The organism is Salmonella sp. SSDFZ54 (assembly GCF_004010735.1).
GTDB lineage: Bacteria > Pseudomonadota > Gammaproteobacteria > Enterobacterales > Enterobacteriaceae > Salmonella > Salmonella enterica.
The window spans coordinates 3682153-3704719 of record NZ_CP034819.1; the positions used below are offsets into that span (position 1 = coordinate 3682153).

Sequence of the window (22567 nt, forward strand, 5' to 3'; positions counted from 1 at the left end):
TGACCTCCTTACGCGCTCAGCAATTGCTTCATGTCTTCTTCAACGGTGGTCACGGAACGCAGACCGAACTTCTCGTTGAGGATAGCCAGCAGATCCGGCGTGAAGAAGCCCGGCGCGGTCGGCCCGGTGATAATATTTTTCACGCCTAATGACAGCAGCGTCAGCAGAATCACGATCGCTTTCTGCTCAAACCAGGAGAGCACCAGCGATAGCGGCAGATCGTTGACGCCGCAGCCCAGTTTTTCCGCCAGCGTCACCGCCAGGATAATCGCGGAGTAAGCATCGTTACACTGACCGGCATCGACCAGACGCGGCAGCCCTTCGATGTCGCCGAACTCCAGTTTGTTGAAACGGTATTTACCGCAGGCCAGGGTCAGGATCAGGCAGTCATCCGGTACGCTGGTGGCGAAATCGGTAAAGTAGTTACGCTCGCCGCGCGCGCCGTCACAGCCGCCGACCAGGAAGATGTGGCGCAGTTTTTCACGGCTGACCAGATCGATGAGCGTATCGGCAGCGCCGAGCAGGGTCTGACGGCCAAAACCGACGGTGATGAGATGCGGAATTTCGCTATACGGGAAGCCCGCCATTTGCTGCGCCTGGGCAATGACCGGCCCGAAGTCATCGCCTTCAAGATGGCTAACGCCCGGCCAGCCGACGATGCTACGGGTCCAGATACGGTCGTCATAGCTGCCCACGGTCGGGTCGATAATGCAGTTAGAAGTCATCACGATTGGGCCAGGGAAGCGGGCGAACTCGACCTGCTGATTCTGCCAGCCGCTGCCGTAGTTACCGACCAGATGCTTGAATTTACGCAGTTCCGGATAGCCATGTGCGGGCAGCATTTCACCGTGAGTGTAGACGTTAACGCCGGTGCCTTCGGTCTGCTCCAGCAGGTTGTAGAGATCTTTCAGATCGTGACCGGAGATCAGAATGCACTTGCCTTCAGTCGCTTTGACGTTGACCTGAGTCGGCGTTGGGTGACCGTATTTGGTGGTTTCACCGGCATCCAGAATGCTCATCACTTTGAAGTTCATCTGGCCGATTTCCATTGCGCACTCCAGCAGCGCGTTCATGTCAGCAGGCCAGGTGCCCAGCCAGGCCATGATTTTGTGGTACTGCGCGTAAATGTCGTTGTCGTATTGACCGAGAACGTGCGCGTGCTCCATATACGCCGCCGCGCCTTTCAGACCGTACAGGCACAGCAGACGCAGGCCGAGGATGTTCTCGCCAATGGCGGCTTTGTCTTTATTCGGGGTAAATTCCGCCGCCTGACGTTGCAGTTCGCCCAGATCGTCGCTAACCAGTTGCAGATTGGCCATCGGATTGTCGCAATGCGCATTGGCATCCACGCTCAGGCACTGCGCTTTCAACGCTTCACGCAAGGCAATCGCTTCACGGGCGTAGCCGACGATACGCGGAGAGTCGAAGTTAACATTGGTCAGCGTGGAGAAAAACGCGCGCGGCGCAAAGTTATCAACGTCGTGATTAATGATGCCATATTCACGGGCCTTCACCGCCCAGGCAGACAAACCTTGCAAAGCCGCAATCAGCAGATCCTGCAGATCGGACGTTTCAGCTGTTTTACCGCACATTCCCTGCGCGTAAGAGCAGCCGTTTCCGGCTGGTGTACGGATGGTTTGTTCACATTGCACACAAAACATGGTCACACCTTTTAAAGTTATATTTAATATACATGTTTAAGGTTATGCCTGTGAACAAAGGGATAAAAGGGATTTCTGCCATAATGTGCAAGGAGATTGATTTAGCGCAATTTTGGCGGCAGATGCCTACCGCCAAAGAGGTATCAGGCCGAGAAGAACGCCATTAAGAGGGGGACCAGCAGGCTGAGGATAAAGCCATGTACGATAGCCGCCGGAACAATCTCTACGCCGCCGGAGCGCTGTAATACCGGCAACGTAAAGTCCATTGAAGTCGCTCCGCACAGGCCCAACGCCGTTGAACGGCTGCGGCGAACCAGACCGGGAATAAGCATAATGGCTAAGAGCTCGCGGGCCAGATCGTTAAAAAATGCCGCGCTGCCGATAACCGGTCCAAACGACTCCGTCAGCAAAATACCGGAAAGAGAGTACCAGCCGAAACCTGACGCCATCGCCAGGGCGGTTTTTAGCGGTAAGTCCAGGATAAACGCATTAATCACGCCGCCCAGTAATGAGCTTGCCACGACAACGACCGCGACCATCATTCCCCGGCGGTTAAGCACAATTTGCTTTAAGGTCATGCCGCTATTTCGTAGCTGAATCCCCACCAGGAACAATAAAAAGATCAGCGTATATTCACTGGCTTCGGTGGCGTGCTGTAAAACAGAGAGTCCGCTCAGGCCGATAACAAACCCCAATACCACTACGCCGCACAGTTGCAGCGACTCCAGCGCCATGGCAATACGCGAAGGCAGTTTTTCCTGCTGATGATGGTGACGCCACGGGAGGATACGTTCCAGCCACAATAAGGCGGCGATATTACACAATAAAATAATCGTAATACTGACGGCGGAATAATGAAAAATCGCCACCAGATTACTGGCGAGGTTATCCAAAAACGCCAGGCTTATTCCCATAAAAAAGAGAATAAGATACACGATCCAGCTCAGTAGCCGGTTAATGAGTTGTAATGCGGCTTTATGTCGCAGTGGAATGAGATAGCCCACAATCAGTGGAACCAGAATGATTAAAAGTCCTGAAAACATGAACAGCCGGGCCCTTTTTTATTGTTTGAATAGCGTACATGACACTACCGAATTCCAGACTATCAGTAAAGCGACACCGTCAGCCGTACATTTATCAGACATTTGCCCCAGGCAAAGGGGGGGAATATCACGCCAGGCGGAAGCATTTGCCGTTATACTGCGGTGAATTTAATGGAGTGATGACGTTTTTCTGGAGGAAGCATGATTCTCGAACGCGTTGAAATAGTAGGATTTCGCGGTATCAACCGACTGTCGTTGATGCTGGAGCAAAACAACGTGCTGATTGGGGAAAACGCCTGGGGGAAATCCAGCCTGCTGGATGCGCTGACTCTGTTATTGTCGCCGGAACTCGATCTTTACCATTTTGTCCGTGAGGATTTCTGGTTTCCGCCTGGCGACATAAAAGGACGCGAGCATCACCTGCATATTATTCTGACTTTTCGCGAAACGCAGCCAGGGCGGCATCGGGTACGTCGTTATCGAGCGCTGGAAGCATGCTGGTCGCCTTGCGAGGATGATTTTCACCGTATTTTTTATCGGCTAGAGGGCGAATGCGGCGCCGATGGCAGCGTGATGACGTTGCGCAGTTTTCTCAATAGCGATGGGCAGCCATTGCCGGTGGAAAATATTAACGATCAGGTGCGCCACCTGGTTCGTCTGATGCCAGTGCTACGTTTGCGCGATGCGCGCTTTATGCGGCGTATTCGCAACGGTACGGTGCCCAATGTGCCGGATGTTGAAGTCACGGCCCGACAGCTGGATTTTCTGGCGCGTGAGCTGGCGACCCGGCCGCAAAATTTAACCGACGGGCAGATTCGTCAGGGACTGTCCGCGATGGTGCAACTGCTTGAGCACTATTTCTCAGAGCAGGGCGCAGGACAGGCGCGTCACCGACTCATGCGCCGGCGTTCGCAAAATGAGCAACGTAGCTGGCGCTATCTGGATATTATTAATCGGATGATCGACAAACCGGGCAGCCGGTCGCATCGGGTGATCCTGCTGGGGCTTTTCTCCACGCTGTTACAGGCGAAAGGGACGCTGCGGTTACATAAAGACGCGCGACCATTACTGCTGGTGGAAGATCCGGAAACCCGTTTACATCCCATTATGCTTTCAGTCGCCTGGCAATTGCTCAATCTGTTACCGCTACAGCGGATAGCGACAACCAACTCAGGCGAATTGCTCTCGCTAACGCCGGTGGAGCATGTCGTACGGCTGGTGCGCGAATCTTCCCGCGTCGCTGCCTGGCGTCTGGGCCCGGGCGGGTTAAGCGCGGAAGATGGACGGCGCATCGCCTTTCATATCCGCTTTAATCGCGCGTCGTCGCTGTTTGCGCGTTGCTGGCTACTGGTGGAAGGCGAGACGGAAACCTGGGTTATTAATGAGCTGGCGCGTCAGTGTGGACATCATTTTGATGCGGAGGGCATTAAAGTCATTGAGTTTGCTCAGTCTGGCCTGAAACCGCTGGTGAAGTTCGCCCGCCGTATGGGAATCGAGTGGCATGTCCTGGTGGATGGCGACGAAGCGGGGAAAAAATATGCCGCGACGGTCCGCAGTCTGCTTAATAACGATCGGGAAGAAGAACGCGAACATCTCACGGCGCTGCCTGCGCTGGATATGGAACATTTTATGTATCGTCAGGGCTTTGCCGATGTTTTTCACCGGGTTGCGCAGCTTCCGCCTAATGTGCCGATGAATACCCGGAAAATTATCACTAAAGCTATCCACCGCTCGTCAAAGCCGGATTTGGCGATTGAAGTCGCGATGGAAGCCGGGCGGCGGGGAATTGACGCCGTGCCGCCGCTGTTCAGAAAGATGTTCTCGCGCGTGGTTTGGCTGGCGCGGGGCCGGGCGGATTAACGTTTGAATGTGGCCGGAACCTGTTCGACGACGCTATCGAGTAACGCATAGCGGCGGCGATACTCGGCCCGTTTTTTACTGGCGATCTCCGCTTCGCTTTTTCGGGCGATCGCCAGCGGTAGCGTATAGTAATTCCCTTTAATTCTTTCACCGCCTAACGATTCCCAAAACGCGTCATAGTCGGCATGCATTTGCGTCTTTTTATCCATGTATCGCCAGCTACGGTAAACGTGCGCATCGTTACTCACAGCTATAATCTTTTCTGCCTGAAAGACTTGCGCAAACTGACAGAGAGCCTCCATCACGATGCGTTTGGGAAAAAGACCATGGCAGGCTTTGGTCGCCTGCTGGATAATTTCGTGAGGGACGTCGTTTGCCGCGCCCTGTAATCCGCCGATAAATAGTGTGCGTTGTTGGTTAAAGCGACACAGGGTAAATGTGATCTCTGCCAGAATACGTAACTGTGCGTCGCGAACAACAATAGTGCTTTCACCTTCTTTATCCAGTGAGACCAGACTGACTAAATCAAGTTGAAACAACTCGCCGGTTTTAGTTTCAAATTTAGCAAGATTCAGGCCATACTGACTTAAATAGCTAACTTGTTGTTCCCGCGATAAAAGTTGGCGCATCTGTTGATAATGAAAACACAGAGCGTCTAAGGCGAAATCGCGTTTAATATTTACAGCCATATAAGGACGATGTAGCCGAATAGGCAAACGCGGCTGACGAGCAAGTAACGTATTTAACTCCGGCCATTGGGTGAGATTGGTCAGTAATTGGCTGGTCGCACGCGGCATGACTAATGAGCGGATTAAAAACTTGCGACGAAAGCTGGCTTTACGCCAGAATTTTCCTGGCTGTAATTGCCCGCGCGTCAGACGAATAAATAATTGTAAAGGAGAGATGTAATCTGAAGTGTACCAGGTATTATCTGTAAGCTGTGTCATGATCGTAATCCGCGACATAAGATTGTCGAGATTGAACCACAGGAAACATTAACCAATCGTCAATACAGCCGACGCTATCTTTATTGTGTCAGGTTTGTTTAGATACGGTTTACTTTCTGGTTGAAATTTTGCCGTCAGGGTTTCTATGCGTGCTAAGGGAAAGAAATTTAAAAAGCGTTATCTGGTCATTATTTTAATTCTTTTAGTGGGGGGGATGGCTGGCTGGCGAATGCTAAATGCGCCGCTGCCAACTTATCAGACATTAATCGTGCGGCCAGGCGATCTTGAACAGAGTGTACTGGCGACTGGAAAACTGGACGCGTTGCGTAAAGTGGATGTCGGCGCGCAGGTGAGCGGCCAGTTGAAAACGTTGCTGGTCTCCATTGGCGATAACGTTAAAAAAGATCAGCTACTCGGCGTGATTGACCCAGATCAGGCGGAGAACCAGATAAAAGAGGTCGAGGCCACCCTGATGGAGCTGAACGCAGAGCGTCAGCAGGCAGCCGCTGAGTTAAAGCTGGCGCGGGTTACGCTGGCGCGCCAGCAGCAGTTAGCTAAGACTCAGGCGGTATCGCAACAGGATCTGGATACCGCGGCGACGGAGATGGCGGTTAAACAGGCGCGTATTGGCACCATAGATGCCCAGATCAAACGTAATCGGGCCTCGTTGGACACCGCGAAAACCAACCTGGAATATACCCGTATTGTTGCTCCCATGGCGGGGGAAGTGACGCAAATCACTACCCTGCAAGGACAAACGGTGATTGCAGCTCAGCAGGCGCCCAATATTCTGACGCTGGCGGATATGAGCACTATGCTGGTAAAAGCGCAGGTCTCGGAAGCGGACGTGATCCATCTTCGGGCGGGGCAGAAAGCATGGTTCACCATTGCAGGCGATCCGCAAACGCGCTATGAAGGCGTTTTAAAAGATATTCTGCCGACGCCGGAAAAGATCAACGATGCTATTTTTTATTACGCCCGGTTTGAAGTGCCGAATCCCAAAAGAATCTTGCGTCTTGATATGACCGCACAGGTTTATATTCAACTCATGGATGTCAAAAATGTGTTGATTATTCCTCTCGCCGCGCTTGGCGAACCGGTGGGCGGCAATCGTTATAAAGTGGCGCTGTTGCGTAACGGCGAAAAACGTGAGCGCGAAGTGATCATTGGCGAGCGTAACGATACAGACGTGGAAGTGGTTAAAGGTCTGGAAGCGGGCGATGAGGTGATCATCGGTGAGAGCAGGCCAGGAGCGACGCCATGACGGCATTGCTTGAACTGCGCAATGTGAGTCGCAGCTACCCCTCCGGAGAAGAGCAGGTGGCGGTGTTGAAAGATATCTCCCTGCAAATCCACGCCGGGGAGATGGTGGCGATCGTCGGCGTTTCCGGTTCTGGAAAATCAACGCTGATGAATATCCTCGGGTGCCTGGATAAACCGACCAGCGGCACTTATCGGGTGGCGGGGCGGGACGTCTCGACGCTGGACCCGGACGCGCTGGCGCAGCTGCGGCGTGAGCATTTTGGCTTTATCTTTCAGCGCTACCATCTGTTGTCGCATTTAACGGCAGCGCAAAATGTTGAAATCCCCGCCGTCTACGCCGGCATTGAACGCAAAAAACGCCAGGCGCGCGCCAGAGAGTTGCTTTTGCGGCTGGGATTAAGCGATCGCGTCGATTACCCACCTTCACAGCTTTCTGGCGGACAGCAGCAGCGTGTCAGTATTGCCCGCGCGCTGATGAACGGCGGACAGGTGATTCTGGCGGATGAGCCGACCGGCGCGCTGGATAGTCATTCCGGCGAAGAGGTGATGGCGATTTTGCGCCAACTGCGCGATCGCGGACATACGGTGATCATTGTGACGCACGATCCGCTGATTGCCGCCCAGGCGGAGCGGATTATTGAAATTCACGATGGCAAGATTGTCCATAATCCGCCCGCGCAGGAAAAGAAACGCGAACAGGGCGTTGACGCTGCCGTAGTTAATACGGCTCCCGGCTGGCGGCAATTTGCCAGCAGCTTTCGCGAAGCGCTGTCAATGGCGTGGTTAGCGATGGCCGCTAACAAAATGCGTACTTTACTGACCATGCTGGGAATTATTATCGGTATTGCGTCGGTGGTGTCGATTGTGGTGGTCGGCGACGCCGCAAAACAGATGGTACTGGCGGATATCCGCGCTATGGGCACTAACACGATTGATATTCATCCAGGCAAAGATTTTGGCGACGACAACCCGCAGTATCGACAGGCGCTGAAATATGACGATCTGGTGGCTATTCAGAAACAGCCGTGGGTTAACTCTGCGACGCCCAGCGTTTCAAAGAGCCTACGTCTTCGCTATGGCAATATTGATATTGCCGTAAATGCTAATGGCGTCAGTGGCGATTATTTTAACGTTTACGGCATGTCCTTTAGGGAGGGGAACACCTTCAATGCTGTACAACAACAGGATCGCGCGCAGGTGGTGGTGCTGGATGCCAACACGCGACGCCAGCTATTTCCAAATAAAGCGAATGTCGTAGGGGAAGTGGTGCTGGTGGGTAATATGCCGGTTATTGTTATTGGCGTGGCGGAAGAGAAACCGTCCATGTACGGCAATAGCAATCTGTTGCAAGTTTGGTTGCCCTATAGCACGATGTCAGATCGCATAATGGGTCAGTCATGGCTTAACTCGATCACCGTTCGTGTGAAAGATGGCGTTGATAGCGATCAGGCTGAACAGCAGCTTACCCGCCTGCTCACCTTACGCCACGGTAAAAAAGACTTCTTCACCTGGAATATGGACAGCGTCCTGAAAACGGCTGAAAAAACCACCTATACTCTTCAGTTATTTCTGACGCTGGTGGCCGTCATTTCGCTGGTTGTCGGCGGCATCGGCGTTATGAATATTATGCTGGTTTCCGTCACCGAGCGAACGCGTGAAATCGGCATCCGTATGGCGGTAGGCGCGCGCGCCAGCGATGTGCTACAGCAGTTTCTTATTGAAGCGGTGCTGGTTTGCCTGGTTGGTGGAGCGCTGGGGATTAGCTTGTCGATGTTCATCGCATTTATGCTACAGCTTTTCCTGCCCGGCTGGGAGATCGGTTTTTCACTGACTGCGCTGGCGAGCGCGTTTTTATGTTCGACGTTTACCGGGATACTGTTTGGCTGGCTACCGGCGAGAAACGCGGCGCGACTGGACCCGGTGGAGGCGCTGGCAAGGGAGTAATCTTGCTGACGTCATTTGTCGGCCTGATAAGATGCAACGGTGTTGCTATCAGGAACTGGCGTTAAATAAAAATGCCAGCCGATCGGGCTGGCATTTTGCCTCCTGGATGTACACAATGAGACAGAGGAGCTATGCAACGGCCTCTGCTTCGATGGGCACGATGACGCTGGCGTGATTGCCTTTTGGCCCCTGGTGTACATCAAACCGGACAGACTGTCCGGCTTTAAGCGTTCTGTAACCATCCATTTGAATGGTGGAATAATGGGCGAAAATATCCTCGCCGCCGCCTTCAGGGCAGATGAAACCAAACCCTTTGGCATTGTTGAACCACTTTACAGTACCCGTTTCCATGCTTCGACATCCTTCGTAAATCTTATATAAGTAAGATGGAATGAACCGGTGACGGAGTGGGGGCTGTTCAAAACCTCACCAACTCTCGACATTACAATTTAGAGAAATCAGGCGAGGCGTCAAGCATCAGGCAGGGGGGATCGGGTAAAAATGAATCAAAAATTTGAAGCAGTTAACGCTATTGCCGGGAATGTGACAGATGTCGCGGATGGTACTGATAGATGTTAGTTATCTATCAATTGAGGTAGATTGATTGTGTGCATAGACTCTGGTCAGCGGCAGATTTTTCTGCCGACAACCGTAACCGATAATGACGACTGACAATGGGTAAGACGAACGATTGGCTGGATTTTGACCAGTTGGTGGAAGATAGCGTGCGCGACGCGCTAAAACCGCCATCTATGTATAAAGTGATATTAGTCAATGATGACTACACTCCGATGGAGTTTGTTATTGACGTGTTACAAAAATTCTTTTCTTATGATGTAGAACGTGCAACGCAATTGATGCTTGCAGTTCACTATCAAGGCAAAGCCATCTGCGGCGTGTTCACCGCCGAGGTGGCGGAAACCAAAGTGGCGATGGTGAACAAGTATGCAAGGGAGAACGAGCATCCGTTGCTGTGTACGCTGGAAAAAGCCTGAATGCAGGTATAAAAATTGGGGGAGGTGCCTATGCTCAATCAAGAACTGGAACTCAGTTTAAACATGGCTTTCGCCAGGGCGCGCGAGCACCGTCATGAGTTTATGACCGTCGAGCATCTGTTGCTGGCGCTGCTCAGCAACCCATCGGCTCGCGAAGCGCTGGAAGCATGCTCCGTGGATCTGGTGGCGCTCCGTCAGGAACTCGAAGCCTTCATTGAACAAACCACACCCGTACTGCCTGCCAGTGAAGAAGAGCGTGATACGCAGCCGACGTTAAGTTTCCAGCGTGTCCTGCAACGTGCCGTCTTCCACGTTCAGTCTTCCGGGCGTAGTGAAGTGACTGGCGCGAATGTGCTGGTGGCTATCTTTAGCGAACAGGAATCACAGGCGGCTTATCTGCTGCGTAAGCATGAAGTGAGCCGTCTGGATATCGTGAACTTTATTTCTCACGGGACGCGAAAAGACGAACCGAGCCAATCTTCCGATCTCGGCAATCAGCCAACTGGCGACGAACAAGCTGGCGGGGAGGAACGTATGGAAAACTTCACGACGAATCTTAACCAACTTGCTCGCGTGGGCGGCATCGATCCGCTGATTGGTCGTGAAAAAGAACTTGAACGCGCGATCCAGGTCTTGTGTCGTCGCCGTAAAAATAACCCGTTGCTGGTAGGGGAATCCGGCGTCGGCAAAACGGCGATTGCCGAAGGGCTGGCCTGGCGTATCGTGCAGGGCGATGTGCCGGAAGTGATGGCCGATTGCACCATTTACTCTCTGGATATCGGTTCGCTGCTGGCGGGCACCAAATACCGCGGCGATTTTGAAAAACGGTTTAAGGCGTTGCTGAAACAGCTTGAGCAGGATACCAACAGCATCCTGTTTATCGATGAAATCCATACCATTATCGGCGCTGGCGCGGCGTCGGGCGGACAGGTGGATGCGGCAAATCTGATTAAACCGCTGCTTTCCAGTGGCAAGATCCGGGTGATCGGCTCAACGACCTATCAGGAATTCAGCAATATTTTTGAGAAAGACCGCGCATTAGCACGCCGTTTCCAGAAAATTGATATTACCGAGCCTTCGGTGGAAGAGACGGTGCAAATTATCAACGGCTTGAAACCTAAGTACGAAGCGCACCACGACGTGCGTTATACCGCGAAAGCGGTGCGTGCGGCGGTCGAGCTGGCGGTAAAATATATCAATGACCGCCATCTGCCGGATAAAGCCATTGACGTGATTGACGAAGCGGGCGCTCGGGCGCGTCTGATGCCGGTGAGCAAACGTAAGAAAACGGTCAACGTGGCGGATATTGAGTCCGTAGTGGCGCGAATTGCGCGAATTCCTGAAAAGAGCGTCTCGCAGAGCGATCGCGATACGCTGAAGAACCTGGGCGATCGTCTGAAAATGCTGGTCTTCGGCCAGGATAACGCGATTGAGGCGCTGACCGAAGCTATTAAGATGAGTCGTGCGGGTCTGGGCCATGAGCATAAACCTGTCGGCTCATTCTTGTTCGCCGGGCCAACTGGCGTAGGGAAAACTGAAGTTACGGTACAGCTTTCAAAAGCGCTGGGTATTGAGCTGTTGCGCTTCGATATGTCTGAATATATGGAGCGTCATACGGTGAGCCGTTTGATCGGCGCGCCTCCGGGATACGTCGGTTTCGACCAGGGCGGGCTGCTGACGGATGCGGTGATTAAGCATCCTCATGCGGTGCTGCTGCTGGATGAGATCGAAAAAGCGCACCCGGATGTCTTTAACCTGCTGCTGCAGGTGATGGATAACGGTACGCTGACCGATAACAATGGCCGTAAGGCGGATTTCCGCAACGTGGTGCTGGTGATGACCACCAACGCCGGCGTGCGAGAAACCGAACGTAAATCTATTGGTCTTATTCATCAGGACAACAGTACCGATGCGATGGGCGAGATCAAGAAAGTGTTTACGCCGGAGTTCCGTAACCGTCTCGACAACATTATTTGGTTCGATCATCTGTCTGGCGAGGTGATTCATCAGGTTGTCGATAAGTTTATCGTCGAGTTGCAGGCTCAGTTGGATCAGAAAGGCGTCTCTCTGGAAGTCAGTCAGGAAGCGCGCGACTGGCTGGCGGAAAAGGGCTATGACCGGGCGATGGGCGCACGACCGATGGCGCGTGTGATTCAGGATAACCTGAAAAAACCGCTGGCCAATGAGTTGCTGTTTGGATCGCTGGTTGATGGCGGACAGGTCACCGTCGCACTGGATAAAGAGAAAAATGCGTTGACGTATGGCTTCCAGAGTGCGCAAAAGCACAAGCCGGAAGCCGCGCATTAATCTTCGTTTCACTGCCGTACAAACCGGGCCTTAGCGCCCGGTTTTTTTATGCCAGCTAATAGTTAGCCTGATGGTGTTGTGCTCGCGGTAGGCGGATAAGGCGCTTGTAAATTGCGTCATCATCCGGTAATCGACGGGTCACATATAAGCAAAAAGCCCGTACTTCTGTACAGGCTCTCAACTTAAATATGGCGGTGAGGGGGGGATTGACTCGCTTTGCTCGCCCCTTCGGGGCAGCCCGTTCGCTGTGCGCCCGGTCTGTCCAACTGGCTGCGCCAGTTGTCGAACCCCGGTCGGTGGTTCTCATCCCCCCTTGGTTTGGGGGATACATATAAGCAAAAAGCCCGTACTTCTGTACAGGCTCTCAACTTAAATATGGCGGTGAGGGGGGATTGACTCGCTGCGCTCGCCCTTCGGGCAGTCTCCTCGCAAGCTCGTCGTCTGTCCAACTGGCTGCGCCAGTTGTCGAACCCCGGTCGGTGGTTCTCATCCCCCCTTGGTTTGGGGGATACATATAAGCAAAAAGCCCGTACTTCTGTACAGGCTCTCAACTTAAATATGGCGGTGAGGGGGGGATTGACTCGCTGCGCTCGCCCTTCGGGCAGTCTCCTCGCAAGCTCGTCGTCTGTCCAACTGGCTGCGCCAGTTGTCGAACCCCGGTCGGTGGTTCTCATCCCCCCTTGGTTTGGGGGATACATATAAGCAAAAAGCCCGTACTTCTGTACAGGCTCTCAACTTAAATATGGCGGTGAGGGGGGATTCGAACCCCCGATACGTTGCCGTATACACACTTTCCAGGCGTGCTCCTTCAGCCACTCGGACACCTCACCATATTGTATTGCTGCCTGACCGCTTGGGGGGCAACGGGGCGCTACTATAGGGAGTTGCGCTAAAACGGTCAAGCAGAATTTACATATTCACTGTCGTTTGCTCATGCAATAGACATAATCCCCGCCCAAACTGGCGCGGGGGGCAAATTAACGCTGTGAATCCAACATTTCGTTGTTTTTCACCACATCCTGCGCTTTGCTGTAGCTTTCGATCAGCAGTTGATAGGCCGGGAATACCTGAGTATAAACGTCGGCCCACGCGGCGGCGTCTTCACGGTTCCAGGTGCCTTGCAGCTCAGAGGCGACTGCGGCAGTATCCATCGGTACGACGCCAGCCTGTACGATACGCGCCAGGGTGATCTCCTGCGCCATCTTACTGTAGGTGCCGGATGCGTCGATCACGGCAAATACCTTATAACCTTCCGCTACCGCGCTAATGGCCGGGAATGCCATACACACGCTGGTAATCGTCCCGGCAATGATCAGCGTCTTACGACCCGTCGCTTTTACCGCCTTAACGAAATCTTCGTTATCCCAGGCGTTAATTTCACCTTTGCGCGCAATGTACTGCGCATGTGGCGCATTAGCGTGGATCTCCGGGATCAGCGGGCCGTTCGGACCTTGCGGTACGGATGCCGTGGTAATGACCGGCATTTTCGCTAACGTCGCCATCTTCGCCAACGCCGCGGCGCGAGCGCGTAATTCCGGCATTGGCATATCGCCTACGGTCTGGAAAAGACCGCTTTGATGATCGATTAAAAGCATCACGGAATCGTTAACATCAATTACCGGGCGCAAACCATTAAAATTAGCAGGACTTGACATCGTGTTCTCCTTCATGTTTTCAGATTTGGCCAAAACGGCCGGAGTTGAAATCGCGGACTGCTTCTGCGATCTCTTGTTTCGTGTTCATAACAAATGGGCCGTAACCCACAATCGGTTCATTCAGCGGCTCGCCTGATAACAGCAATACGCTGGCGTCGCTGCTGGCCTCAAGGTGCAGTGTTTTCCCTTGCTGGCTCAATACCACCAGTTGCGCTTCGTTGACCGGCGTCGTGCCGTTCACCGTGATATTGCCTTTCAGTACCACCAGCGCGGTGCTCCATCCTTCCGGCTGTGCCAATGTAAGCTGGCGATTGCGTTGCAGGCGCATATCCCAGACATTGAGCGGCGAGAAAGTGTGCGCCGGGCCTTTTGTCTCTTCATAACGCCCTGCGATGACCCGCACGACTCCGGCGTCATCCGGCAACGTAACGGTCGGGATAACATCGTGGGTAATGCTTTGATAACCCGGGGTGGTCATTTTGTCCTTCATGGGAAGGTTAACCCACAACTGCACCATTTCCAGTTCGCCGCCCCGACGGGTAAACGCGTCGGAATGGAACTCTTCATGCAAAATGCCTGCGCCTGCGGTCATCCACTGAACGTCGCCCGGGCCGATAACGCCGCCGCGACCGGTAGAGTCCCGATGCTCGACTTCGCCACTATAAACAATCGTCACGGTCTCGAAACCGCGGTGTGGATGCTCCCCAACGCCGCGTTTTTCATTACCCGGCGTAAATGTGTGTGGCCCGGCATAATCCAGCAGCAGGAATGGACTCAACTGCTGCGCATGTGACTGATAAGAAAAGAGTGAACGAACCGGAAATCCATCGCCAACCCAGTGCGGGCGAGGTGCGGTATAGACGCCTGTAATCTGTTTCATGGTGTTCTCCTCAGTGGCGTTGTCTTGATGTGAATAAGCTTATATTCATGACAAAAGGTTCGGTAGTGGCTAAAATGGCTCATACCGTTCCATTAATAGGACAATGTAATGATAAAAACGGATCTCAATGATTTTGCGTGGTTTGTGCATGTGGTCGAAGAGGGTGGGTTTGCCGCGGCGGGGCGTGCGCTTGATGAACCAAAATCAAAACTGAGCCGGCGTATTGCGCAACTGGAGGAACGGCTGGGCGTGCGATTGATTCAGCGAACTACCCGGCAGTTTAACGTTACCGAAGTGGGACAAACATTCTATGAGCACTGTAAAGCGATGCTGGTGGAAGCTCAGGCGGCGCAGGATGCCATTGCCGCATTGCAGGTAGAGCCTCGCGGTATCGTGAAGCTGACCTGCCCGGTGACGCTGCTGCATGTACACATCGGCCCAATGCTGGCGAAATTTATGGCGCGTTATCCTGATGTTTCGCTACAGCTTGAAGCGACCAATCGTCGGGTGGACGTCGTAGGGGAGGGGGTGGATGTGGCGATTCGCGTCAGGCCGCGCCCGTTTGAAGATAGCGACCTGGTGATGCGCGTCCTGGCTGACAGAGGGCATCGCCTGTTTGCCAGCCCGGATCTTATCGCACGGATGGGAATCCCTTCCGCGCCGGCGGAGTTGAGCCATTGGCCAGGGCTAAGTCTTGCATCCGGCAAGCATATCCACCGCTGGGAACTTTACGGCCCGCAGGGCGCGCGTGCGGAAGTTCATTTTACCCCGCGTATGATTACTACAGACATGTTGGCGCTACGCGAGGCGGCTATGGCGGGCGTGGGGCTTGTGCAGTTACCTGTCTTAATGGTGAAAGAACAACTGGCCGCCGGTGAACTGGTCGCGGTGCTGGAAGAGTGGGAGCCCCGGCGGGAGGTTATTCATGCTGTGTTCCCATCCCGGCGAGGATTATTACCTTCCGTACGCGCGTTGGTCGATTTTTTGACAGAAGAGTATGCGCGGATGGTGGAAGAGTAACCTGCTCGTCATTCATCGACTTAATGGACGCAAAAAAGGCCGGTTAAACCGACCTTTTATCCAGCCGCCCTTCAGGGCGTGAGGAGACAATTAGCGACTACGGAAGACAATGCGGCCTTTGCTCAGGTCGTACGGGGTCAGCTCAACGGTCACTTTGTCGCCCGTCAGGATGCGGATGTAGTTCTTACGCATTTTACCGGAGATGTGTGCAGTAACCACGTGACCGTTTTCTAACTCTACGCGGAACATGGTATTAGGTAACGTTTCGAGAACGGTACCTTGCATTTCAATATTGTCTTCTTTGGCCATCTAATCCTCTGGGGTATCACTACCATAATTTGAACCGGCAAGATAATGCCGAACTTCTTTTGATAAGTAAAGATTTGTGCGTTTAAAACACAGCAAACCAGGTTTAGCACATGATTCCGCGACACACGACAACGCCGCGTTATACACCTTTTCCCTGATACTACCGCCTGATGTATCGACATAAGCGCAACATATAAGGGAACGGTGAAATAAACGATGGGCGTTACCTGACAACGGGCTGCGGGATAATGAGCTAAACCAATTCTGCGGCAGCAATTATAACACCCCAATAAAAAATGTGCCGAAAACATTCACTTCCGGGGCAAAAATAATGTCCGCGGCACCCAAAAACGGGAGGCCAGCGGCTGTTGGCGTAAGGCCGCGAGGTGATCGAGGTAGTCACGACGTGGAATTTCAATGGCACCGAGCGAGGCGGTATGACTATTAAGTACCTGACAATCAATAAGTTTACCGCCGTGGCGGGTAAATTCAGCGCAAAAAACCAGCAGTGCGGTTTTAGAGGCATTCTCCTGGCGGCTAAACATCGATTCGCCGCAAAATAGCGCCCCCTGCGAGACGCCATACATCCCGCCGACCAGTTCCCGATCGCGCCACACTTCAATGGAGTGCGCGTGGCCCAATTCATGTAATCGGCGATAGGCTTCCTCAATACCACGCGTTATCCAGGTGCCTTCGTCACGGTGATTGGCGCATCCATCAATGACCCGGTCGAAAGCGTAATTGAGCGTCACGCGGTAAGGGGATGCGTTGTGAAAGCGCTTCATGCTGCGACTGAGGTGAAACTTTTCAGGCCACAGCACGGCGCGCGGATCGGGCGACCACCACAGAATCGGGTCGCCCGGCGAAAACCACGGGAAAATCCCGTGCTGGTAGGCCATTAACAACCGGGCAGGGCTGAGATCGCCGCCCAGTGCCAGTAAACCGTTAGGCTCGCGTAAAGCGCCTTCCGGCGAAGGGAAGGCGATAGAATGTCGGGAAAGCTGAACCAGACGCATGACGGCGAAACTCCAGTACGCAAGTCGGATCGTTCAATAATAGCTTACAGACGTTGTTTAAACTGATAATAGCGCCCTTGTCCGGCTAACAATTCTGCATGAGTGCCTCGCTCAATGATGCGCCCGTCGTCCATTACGATGATTTGATCAAAACGGGCCAGGCCGCGCAAACGGTGAGTCACCATCAGGACGGTTTTCTCGCGCATCACATCGGCAAGTAATTCCAGCATTTCGCTCTCGGTGGTCGCATCCAGCCCCTCAGTGGGCTCATCCAACAGCATTAACGGAGCATCATGCAACAGCGCGCGGGCGATGGCCAGACGACGAAGTTCGCCGCCGGATAGCAGGCGACCGCCTTCGCCGAGCCAGCTATTAAGCCCACTATCTTCGAGCAGATTTTCGAGGCCGACGCGACGCAGCATGTCGGAAAGGGCTTCGTCGCTGGCATTGGGCGCCGCCAGTAATAAATTATCACGCAGCGTGGCGTTGAACAGGTGGACACGCTGCGGCACCACGCTGATAGTCCGGCGTAAGGCGGATTCGCTCAGCGAGGATAGCGGAAGATCGTTGAGCAGAATTTCGCCTTGTTGCGGGTCCCAGGCGCGGGTGAGTAGCTGCAACAGCGTTGATTTTCCGCAGCCGGTACGCCCCAGAATAGCGACATGCTCGCCAGGATTAGCCTGTAATGAGAGGGCATTGAGCGCATTAATCGGCTGGTCGGGATAACGAAACGAAACGTCCCGCAGGGTGAGTGTGACCTTTTCCGGCGCGGGAGTTTCTGCCTGTGGAAAGGTCACCTCCGGTTTTTGCTCCGTTAATTCAGTGATACGAAGCGCAGAGGCGATAACCTGCCCCAGATGCTGGAATGCGCCGGTAACGGGCGCAAGCGCCTCGAAAGCCGCCAGCGCGCAGAAGACAAACAGCGCGATGAGCGCGCCGGGCTGCGTATTGCCGCCAACGCCGCCGGAGGCCATCCACAACATTAACATCACCGCCAGCGCGCCAATCAGCAGCATTAACGCCTGCGATAAGGCGGTCAGTTCAGACTGTCGGCGTTGGGCCTCATGCCATTGTAATTCGGTGGCTTCCATTTGCGCCCGATAGCGTTTGCTGGCGCCAAAAATGGTGAGTTCCGCCTGGCCCTGTAACCATGACGTGAGCTGTTGGCGATACTGACCTCGTAGATGCGTCAGATTTTGGCCGGTATTTTTGCCGGCGCGATAAAACACCGGCGGCATAATAAACAGCGTCAACAGCATAATGCCGCCCAGCGTGATCGCCAGCGTCACGTCGAGAACGCTAAGCCCCAGGGTGACAATCATAATCACTACAAAAGCGCCGACCAGCGGGGAGATGACGCGCAAATAGAGATGGTCCAGCGTGTCGACGTCGGCAACGATGCGGTTCAGCAGTTCACCTTGCTGATAACGCGCCAGACCCGCGGGGGAGAGCGGTAAAAGTTTGCTGAAGGTATAAATACGCAGATGTTGCAGCACGCGGAACGTGGCGTCATGACTTACCAGACGTTCAAAATAACGACCGGCGGTACGGGTAATGGCCGCGCCGCGCACGCCGGCTGCCGGGAGCATATAGTTAAAACTGTAAATTCCCGCGAAGCCTGCGATAGCGGACGCGGACAGGAACCAGCCGGAAAGCGTCAGCAGCCCGATACTGGCAAGCAGTGTCAGGATTGCCAGCGCAATTCCCAGCGTTAGCATCCATTTATGGCGTTTATAAAGCGTCAGATAAGGGAGTAGCGCGCGCATTTAAATATCCTCCTGACGGTGAGCCAATAACGTCGCAAAAGCGCCGTTGGCGGCGCTGAGTTCGGCATAACTGCCTTGTTCGACAATCGCGCCATCTTGCATAACCCAGATAGCGTCCCAGTCGGCGAGATCTTCCAACTGATGCGTCACCATTAATGTGGTCTGGCGTTTTGACGCCGCTTTTAACGCCTGCATGACGCGTTGCTCGCTGTGAGCGTCCAGGCTTGCCGCCGGTTCATCCAGCAGTAGCAGTTGACAGGGATTAAGTAGCGCGCGGGCGACCGCTACACGCTGTGCCTGGCCGACGGAAAGTCTGCTGGCATGATTGCCGAGCGGGGTGTCTACTCCCTGCGGCAGCAGCGGTAAAAACTCGCTTACCCATGCGGCGTCAAGCGCGGCATAAAGTTCCTGCTCGCTGGCGTCCGGGCGCGCCAGTAATACATTTTCGCGTAGCGTCGCCGCAGGTAATTGCGGGTTTTGCCCAACCCAGGAGAGATGCTGGCGCCAGGATTCCGGCGAGAGATCGCGAAGCTCGACACCGTTAATACGCAAAGATCCCTGATAGGAGAGAAAACCGGATAATACATTCAACAGAGAGCTTTTACCGGAACCGCTGCGTCCTACCAGGACGGCGCGTTCTCCTGCCGCTAATGAGAAATTCAGCGGCCCGGCAAGCGTTTTGCCTTCTGGCGAGGTGATAATAAGATTGACTGCGTCAATGGTTACAGGTTCGTTTTCCCCCAGCTCAACTTCGCCGCGCGCCGGGTGGGCGAGGGGTGTTTCCAGAAACGTCTTCAGACTATCCGCCGCGCCAACCGCCTGCGCCTTAGCATGATAAAACGTGCCGAGGTCGCGTAACGGCTGGAAAAACTCCGGCGCGAGGATCAAGGCGAGGAACCCGGCGGCGAGCGTCACACCGGTACCGTAATGACCAAAGTTCAGCTCGCCCAGGTAAGAGAAGCCAAAATAAACGGCGACCAGCGCAATAGAAAGCGAGGTGAAAAACTCCAGCACGCCGGAAGATAAAAAGGCGAGGCGCAGAACTTCCATCGTGCGCTGACGAAAATCCTGCGATGCTGCGCGAATGTTCTCGGTTTCCGCTTCTCCACGACCGAAAATTCGCAGCGTTTCCATCCCGCGCAGACGGTCAAGAAAATGGCCGCTTAGCCGGGCAAGCGCCAGGAAATTGCGGCGGTTGGCGTCAGCCGCGCCCATTCCCACCATCGCCATAAATAGGGGAATGAGCGGGGCAGTGCCCAGCAGAATCAGCGCCGCCGCCCAATTTGACGGGAAAATCGCCGCCACGATTAAGAGCGGTACGCAAACGGCAAGCGCCATTTGCGGCAGATAGCGCGCATAATAGTCATGCATATCGTCAATCTGCTCCAACACCAGCGTCGCCCAGCTACCGGCGGGCTTGCCCTGAATCCAGGCTGGGCCAGCTTGCTGCAGACGATCCAACACCTGACGGCGGATCTCAAAGCGAATATGCTGTCCGGCATGAAAACCGACGCGCTCGCGCAACCACACCACCCAGGCGCGGAGGACAAAGACCAGTATCAGCAGGATAAAAGGGAGCAACAGCGCTTCCCGTGGAATGTTCTCCATGATCATATGTTGCAGGATACGCGCCATGATCCAGGCCTGAGCGACAATTAATACGCCACTCATGAACCCCAACAGGCGGGAAATATTCAACCACCGTTGGGAGATTGCGCTTTGCTGTTTTAACCAGCGGGTCAGCTCTTTTTGACGGGTTTTATTCATTGCACGCTTAGCAGGTGAGTTATTAGAATTTCAGGCAGGGGCAATGTTACAACGACGCAAAAATAAAGGCGACTTATAGTCGCCTTTTTTACTTTTGTTACTGATTTGTAAAAACTATTTGCTCGCGTCGGCCAGACCATCGAGATAGCGTTCAGCATCCAGCGCCGCCATACAGCCCGTACCTGCAGAGGTGATCGCCTGACGGTAAATATGATCCATGACGTCACCCGCCGCGAATACGCCAGGGATGTTGGTTTGTGTGGCGTTGCCATGGGTGCCGGACTGAACTTTGATATAACCATTTTCCAGCTCAAGCTGGCCTTCGAAGAGCGCCGTGTTTGGGCTATGACCGATGGCTACGAAAAGTCCGGCGATGTCCAGCGTCTCGATATTATCGCTCTGCTGCGTGTCGCGAAGACGCAGACCGGTGACGCCCATCTGATCGCCGGTCACTTCTTCCAGCGTCCGGTTGGTGTGCAGGATGATATTGCCATTTTCGACTTTATCCATCAGGCGCTTAATGAGGATTTTTTCAGCGCGGAAACCGTCACGGCGATGGATAAGGTGCACTTCCGAAGCGATGTTGGACAGATAAAGCGCTTCTTCAACCGCGGTGTTGCCGCCGCCGATCACCGCCACTTTCTGATTGCGGTAGAAGAAACCGTCGCAGGTTGCGCAGGCGGAAACGCCGCGCCCTTTAAAGGCTTCTTCCGATGGCAGCCCCAGATAGCGCGCGGAAGCGCCGGTCGCAATGATCAACGCATCACAAGTGTACTCTGCGCTGTCACCTGTCAGACGGAACGGACGATTTTGCAGATCCACTTTGTTGATGTGATCAAAGATTATCTCGGTTTCAAATTTTGCCGCATGTTCATGCATGCGTTCCATCAGCAGCGGGCCGGTCAAATCGTTTGGATCGCCGGGCCAGTTTTCCACTTCCGTCGTGGTAGTCAGTTGACCGCCTTTTTCCATACCGGTAATAAGTACCGGCTGTAAATTTGCGCGCGCGGCATACACCGCCGCGGTATATCCCGCCGGTCCTGAGCCCAGAATAAGCAGCTTACTGTGTTTGGTCGTGCCCATGAGATCCCCATAGTTGTTGGCAGACAATGAGCAGAATTGTAGGGAATTTACAGACGTAAAAAAAGAGCATAACGATTTTGTTAACAATATGTGTAATAGCATGAACCGATGAACGACCGCGACAGCGACGTTATCATCACAAATTTTAATTAAAATCGGTAACTTATAAGGTGACGAAATGACAGTTTACCGCCCTCTCTAATGAATAACTGGCATGTTGTACTAAAAATCGATGTTTTGCTTTGACAATCACCTGCTGTTTTGCGAAAACATTCGAGGAAGAAAAAAACTGTGTTATGTATGTGCTTCATAATCATGCATGTAAATACCATGTTTACCGGGCTAGTGAAATCTACGCATGGCGTGGACAGACGCCACTCGTGATGTCGATAGCTGCCGCGAGGCAACGGTCTTCTCACCATAGACCAGGCATTGCGCGCCGTTAATCCCTCTGGGTTTCGGTCTATTGTGATGGGCAGCGACTCTGAACAGTGATGTGAGTAGAGTCAGGCAGGAGTAGGGAAGGAATACAGAGAGACAATAATAATGGTAGATAGCAAGAAGCGCCCTGGCAAAGATCTCGACCGTATCGATCGTAACATTCTTAATGAACTGCAAAAGGATGGGCGTATTTCCAACGTCGAGCTTTCTAAACGAGTAGGACTTTCGCCGACACCTTGCCTTGAGCGTGTGCGTCGGCTGGAGCGACAGGGGTTTATCCAGGGCTATACGGCGCTGTTGAACCCGCATTATCTGGATGCGTCACTTCTGGTATTCGTTGAGATTACCTTAAATCGCGGCGCGCCGGATGTGTTTGAACAGTTTAATGCCGCCGTGCAAAAGCTTGAAGAGATTCAGGAGTGTCATTTGGTTTCCGGCGATTTCGACTACCTGTTGAAAACCCGTGTACCGGATATGTCAGCGTATCGAAAACTATTGGGAGAGACGTTGCTGCGCTTGCCAGGTGTGAACGACACCCGAACTTACGTAGTGATGGAAGAGGTAAAACAGAGTAATCGTCTGGTTATTAAGACACGCTAACACGGAACAG

20 protein-coding genes, 1 tRNA gene and 2 other RNA genes are annotated in these 22567 nt (G+C 53.5%); 8 read left to right on the plus strand and 15 right to left on the minus strand.

Going from position 1 to position 22567, the window contains the following annotated elements; all coding sequences use genetic code 11:
* Positions 1-8 precede the first annotated feature (8 nt).
* Complete coding sequence (hcp, locus tag EOS97_RS18140; protein WP_000458791.1) at positions 9-1661, minus strand: hydroxylamine reductase; 1653 nt, start codon at positions 1659-1661, stop codon at positions 9-11.
* A gap of 143 nt (positions 1662-1804) precedes the next feature.
* On the minus strand, positions 1805-2704 hold the full coding sequence (locus EOS97_RS18145; protein ID WP_000491118.1) for a lysine exporter LysO family protein: 900 nt from the start codon (positions 2702-2704) through the stop codon (positions 1805-1807).
* 201 nt (positions 2705-2905) lie between these two features.
* Between EOS97_RS18145 and EOS97_RS18150 the strand changes: the two genes are divergently transcribed.
* Complete coding sequence (locus tag EOS97_RS18150) at positions 2906-4564, plus strand: ATP-dependent endonuclease (RefSeq protein ID WP_000599770.1); 1659 nt, start codon at positions 2906-2908, stop codon at positions 4562-4564.
* Here EOS97_RS18150 and EOS97_RS18155 read toward each other — a convergent pair.
* A complete protein-coding gene (locus EOS97_RS18155; protein ID WP_001519667.1) occupies positions 4561-5511 on the minus strand; it encodes a VirK/YbjX family protein in 951 nt (316 codons plus the stop codon). The genes EOS97_RS18150 and EOS97_RS18155 overlap by 4 nt on opposite strands.
* Positions 5512-5656: 145 nt before the next feature.
* Here EOS97_RS18155 and macA point away from each other — a divergent pair, with 145 nt between their 5' ends.
* Positions 5657-6775 carry a macrolide transporter subunit MacA gene (gene macA / locus EOS97_RS18160; protein ID WP_001201754.1) on the plus strand — a complete coding sequence of 373 codons (1119 nt, stop codon included), beginning with the start codon at positions 5657-5659 and terminating at the stop codon, positions 6773-6775.
* Complete coding sequence (gene macB / locus EOS97_RS18165; RefSeq protein ID WP_000125895.1) at positions 6772-8718, plus strand: macrolide ABC transporter ATP-binding protein/permease MacB; 1947 nt, start codon at positions 6772-6774, stop codon at positions 8716-8718. Before macA ends, macB begins: the two co-directional genes overlap by 4 nt.
* 129 nt (positions 8719-8847) lie before the next feature.
* On the opposite strand, the gene cspD is transcribed toward macB, so the two are convergent.
* The gene (cspD, locus tag EOS97_RS18170) at positions 8848-9069 is read right to left on the minus strand and encodes a cold shock-like protein CspD (protein WP_000447499.1); all 222 of its coding nucleotides are present in this window, start codon (positions 9067-9069) and stop codon (positions 8848-8850) included.
* Between the two features lie 150 nt (positions 9070-9219).
* Between cspD and EOS97_RS27240 the strand changes: the two genes are divergently transcribed.
* From EOS97_RS27240 to clpA, 3 genes are all read left to right on the plus strand, one after another.
* Complete coding sequence (locus EOS97_RS27240) at positions 9220-9297, plus strand: hypothetical protein (RefSeq protein ID WP_212742690.1); 78 nt, start codon at positions 9220-9222, stop codon at positions 9295-9297.
* 95 nt (positions 9298-9392) lie between these two features.
* Complete coding sequence (gene clpS, locus EOS97_RS18175) at positions 9393-9713, plus strand: ATP-dependent Clp protease adapter ClpS (protein WP_000520789.1); 321 nt, start codon at positions 9393-9395, stop codon at positions 9711-9713.
* A gap of 30 nt (positions 9714-9743) precedes the next feature.
* Complete coding sequence (gene clpA, locus EOS97_RS18180; protein WP_000934064.1) at positions 9744-12020, plus strand: ATP-dependent Clp protease ATP-binding subunit ClpA; 2277 nt, start codon at positions 9744-9746, stop codon at positions 12018-12020.
* 376 nt (positions 12021-12396) lie between these two features.
* Here clpA and EOS97_RS18185 read toward each other — a convergent pair.
* From EOS97_RS18185 to EOS97_RS18205, 5 genes are all read right to left on the minus strand, one after another.
* Positions 12397-12530: non-coding RNA, RtT sRNA (locus EOS97_RS18185), on the minus strand.
* A 49-nt stretch (positions 12531-12579) separates the two neighbouring features.
* A non-coding RNA gene (locus tag EOS97_RS18190) (RtT sRNA) lies at positions 12580-12715 on the minus strand.
* Between the two features lie 48 nt (positions 12716-12763).
* Positions 12764-12850, minus strand: a tRNA-Ser gene (locus EOS97_RS18195).
* A 147-nt stretch (positions 12851-12997) separates the two neighbouring features.
* Positions 12998-13675 (minus strand): hydrolase, encoded by a 678-nt coding sequence (locus EOS97_RS18200; protein ID WP_000097893.1) that lies wholly within the window; start codon positions 13673-13675, stop codon positions 12998-13000.
* Positions 13676-13694: 19 nt separating this feature from the next.
* Positions 13695-14555, minus strand: coding sequence for a pirin family protein (locus EOS97_RS18205; protein WP_000809969.1), 861 nt, complete (start codon positions 14553-14555; stop codon positions 13695-13697).
* Between the two features lie 108 nt (positions 14556-14663).
* Between EOS97_RS18205 and EOS97_RS18210 the strand changes: the two genes are divergently transcribed.
* On the plus strand, positions 14664-15575 hold the full coding sequence (locus EOS97_RS18210; RefSeq protein WP_000597928.1) for a LysR family transcriptional regulator: 912 nt from the start codon (positions 14664-14666) through the stop codon (positions 15573-15575).
* A 90-nt stretch (positions 15576-15665) separates the two neighbouring features.
* On the opposite strand, the gene infA is transcribed toward EOS97_RS18210, so the two are convergent.
* The 6 genes from infA to trxB form a co-directional block, all read right to left on the minus strand.
* Positions 15666-15884: a translation initiation factor IF-1 gene (infA, locus tag EOS97_RS18215; RefSeq protein ID WP_001040187.1), complete on the minus strand. Its 219-nt coding sequence runs from the start codon at positions 15882-15884 to the stop codon at positions 15666-15668.
* Positions 15812-16195: a membrane protein gene (locus EOS97_RS18220; protein ID WP_001539595.1), complete on the minus strand. Its 384-nt coding sequence runs from the start codon at positions 16193-16195 to the stop codon at positions 15812-15814. Before EOS97_RS18220 ends, infA begins: the two co-directional genes overlap by 73 nt.
* A complete protein-coding gene (aat, locus tag EOS97_RS18225) occupies positions 16196-16900 on the minus strand; it encodes a leucyl/phenylalanyl-tRNA--protein transferase (RefSeq protein ID WP_001241650.1) in 705 nt (234 codons plus the stop codon).
* A gap of 44 nt (positions 16901-16944) precedes the next feature.
* On the minus strand, positions 16945-18666 hold the full coding sequence (gene cydC, locus EOS97_RS18230; RefSeq protein ID WP_001202250.1) for a cysteine/glutathione ABC transporter ATP-binding protein/permease CydC: 1722 nt from the start codon (positions 18664-18666) through the stop codon (positions 16945-16947).
* The gene (gene cydD, locus EOS97_RS18235) at positions 18667-20433 is read right to left on the minus strand and encodes a cysteine/glutathione ABC transporter permease/ATP-binding protein CydD (protein ID WP_001044524.1); all 1767 of its coding nucleotides are present in this window, start codon (positions 20431-20433) and stop codon (positions 18667-18669) included.
* Between the two features lie 114 nt (positions 20434-20547).
* Entirely contained in the window at positions 20548-21516 is a 969-nt protein-coding gene (trxB, locus tag EOS97_RS18240) for a thioredoxin-disulfide reductase (protein WP_127836185.1), read from the minus strand.
* Between the two features lie 546 nt (positions 21517-22062).
* On the opposite strand from trxB, the gene lrp reads away from it, so the two are divergent.
* Positions 22063-22557 carry a leucine-responsive transcriptional regulator Lrp gene (gene lrp, locus EOS97_RS18245; protein ID WP_000228469.1) on the plus strand — a complete coding sequence of 165 codons (495 nt, stop codon included), beginning with the start codon at positions 22063-22065 and terminating at the stop codon, positions 22555-22557.
* Positions 22558-22567 lie beyond the last annotated feature (10 nt).

Bases quoted from the DNA above. Each gene is read 5' to 3' on its own strand.
- hcp (WP_000458791.1), bottom strand. From the start codon at position 1,661: ATGTTTTGTGTGCAATGTGAACAAACCATCCGTACACCAGCCGGAAAC.
- EOS97_RS18145 (WP_000491118.1), bottom strand. From the start codon at position 2,704: ATGTTTTCAGGACTTTTAATCATTCTGGTTCCACTGATTGTGGGCTAT.
- EOS97_RS18150 (WP_000599770.1), top strand. From the start codon at position 2,906: ATGATTCTCGAACGCGTTGAAATAGTAGGATTTCGCGGTATCAACCGA.
- EOS97_RS18155 (WP_001519667.1), bottom strand. From the start codon at position 5,511: ATGACACAGCTTACAGATAATACCTGGTACACTTCAGATTACATCTCT.
- macA (WP_001201754.1), top strand. From the start codon at position 5,657: ATGCGTGCTAAGGGAAAGAAATTTAAAAAGCGTTATCTGGTCATTATT.
- macB (WP_000125895.1), top strand. From the start codon at position 6,772: ATGACGGCATTGCTTGAACTGCGCAATGTGAGTCGCAGCTACCCCTCC.
- cspD (WP_000447499.1), bottom strand. From the start codon at position 9,069: ATGGAAACGGGTACTGTAAAGTGGTTCAACAATGCCAAAGGGTTTGGT.
- EOS97_RS27240 (WP_212742690.1), top strand. From the start codon at position 9,220: ATGAATCAAAAATTTGAAGCAGTTAACGCTATTGCCGGGAATGTGACA.
- clpS (WP_000520789.1), top strand. From the start codon at position 9,393: ATGGGTAAGACGAACGATTGGCTGGATTTTGACCAGTTGGTGGAAGAT.
- clpA (WP_000934064.1), top strand. From the start codon at position 9,744: ATGCTCAATCAAGAACTGGAACTCAGTTTAAACATGGCTTTCGCCAGG.
- EOS97_RS18200 (WP_000097893.1), bottom strand. From the start codon at position 13,675: ATGTCAAGTCCTGCTAATTTTAATGGTTTGCGCCCGGTAATTGATGTT.
- EOS97_RS18205 (WP_000809969.1), bottom strand. From the start codon at position 14,555: ATGAAACAGATTACAGGCGTCTATACCGCACCTCGCCCGCACTGGGTT.
- EOS97_RS18210 (WP_000597928.1), top strand. From the start codon at position 14,664: ATGATAAAAACGGATCTCAATGATTTTGCGTGGTTTGTGCATGTGGTC.
- infA (WP_001040187.1), bottom strand. From the start codon at position 15,884: ATGGCCAAAGAAGACAATATTGAAATGCAAGGTACCGTTCTCGAAACG.
- EOS97_RS18220 (WP_001539595.1), bottom strand. From the start codon at position 16,195: ATGTTTTCGGCACATTTTTTATTGGGGTGTTATAATTGCTGCCGCAGA.
- aat (WP_001241650.1), bottom strand. From the start codon at position 16,900: ATGCGTCTGGTTCAGCTTTCCCGACATTCTATCGCCTTCCCTTCGCCG.
- cydC (WP_001202250.1), bottom strand. From the start codon at position 18,666: ATGCGCGCGCTACTCCCTTATCTGACGCTTTATAAACGCCATAAATGG.
- cydD (WP_001044524.1), bottom strand. From the start codon at position 20,433: ATGAATAAAACCCGTCAAAAAGAGCTGACCCGCTGGTTAAAACAGCAA.
- trxB (WP_127836185.1), bottom strand. From the start codon at position 21,516: ATGGGCACGACCAAACACAGTAAGCTGCTTATTCTGGGCTCAGGACCG.
- lrp (WP_000228469.1), top strand. From the start codon at position 22,063: ATGGTAGATAGCAAGAAGCGCCCTGGCAAAGATCTCGACCGTATCGAT.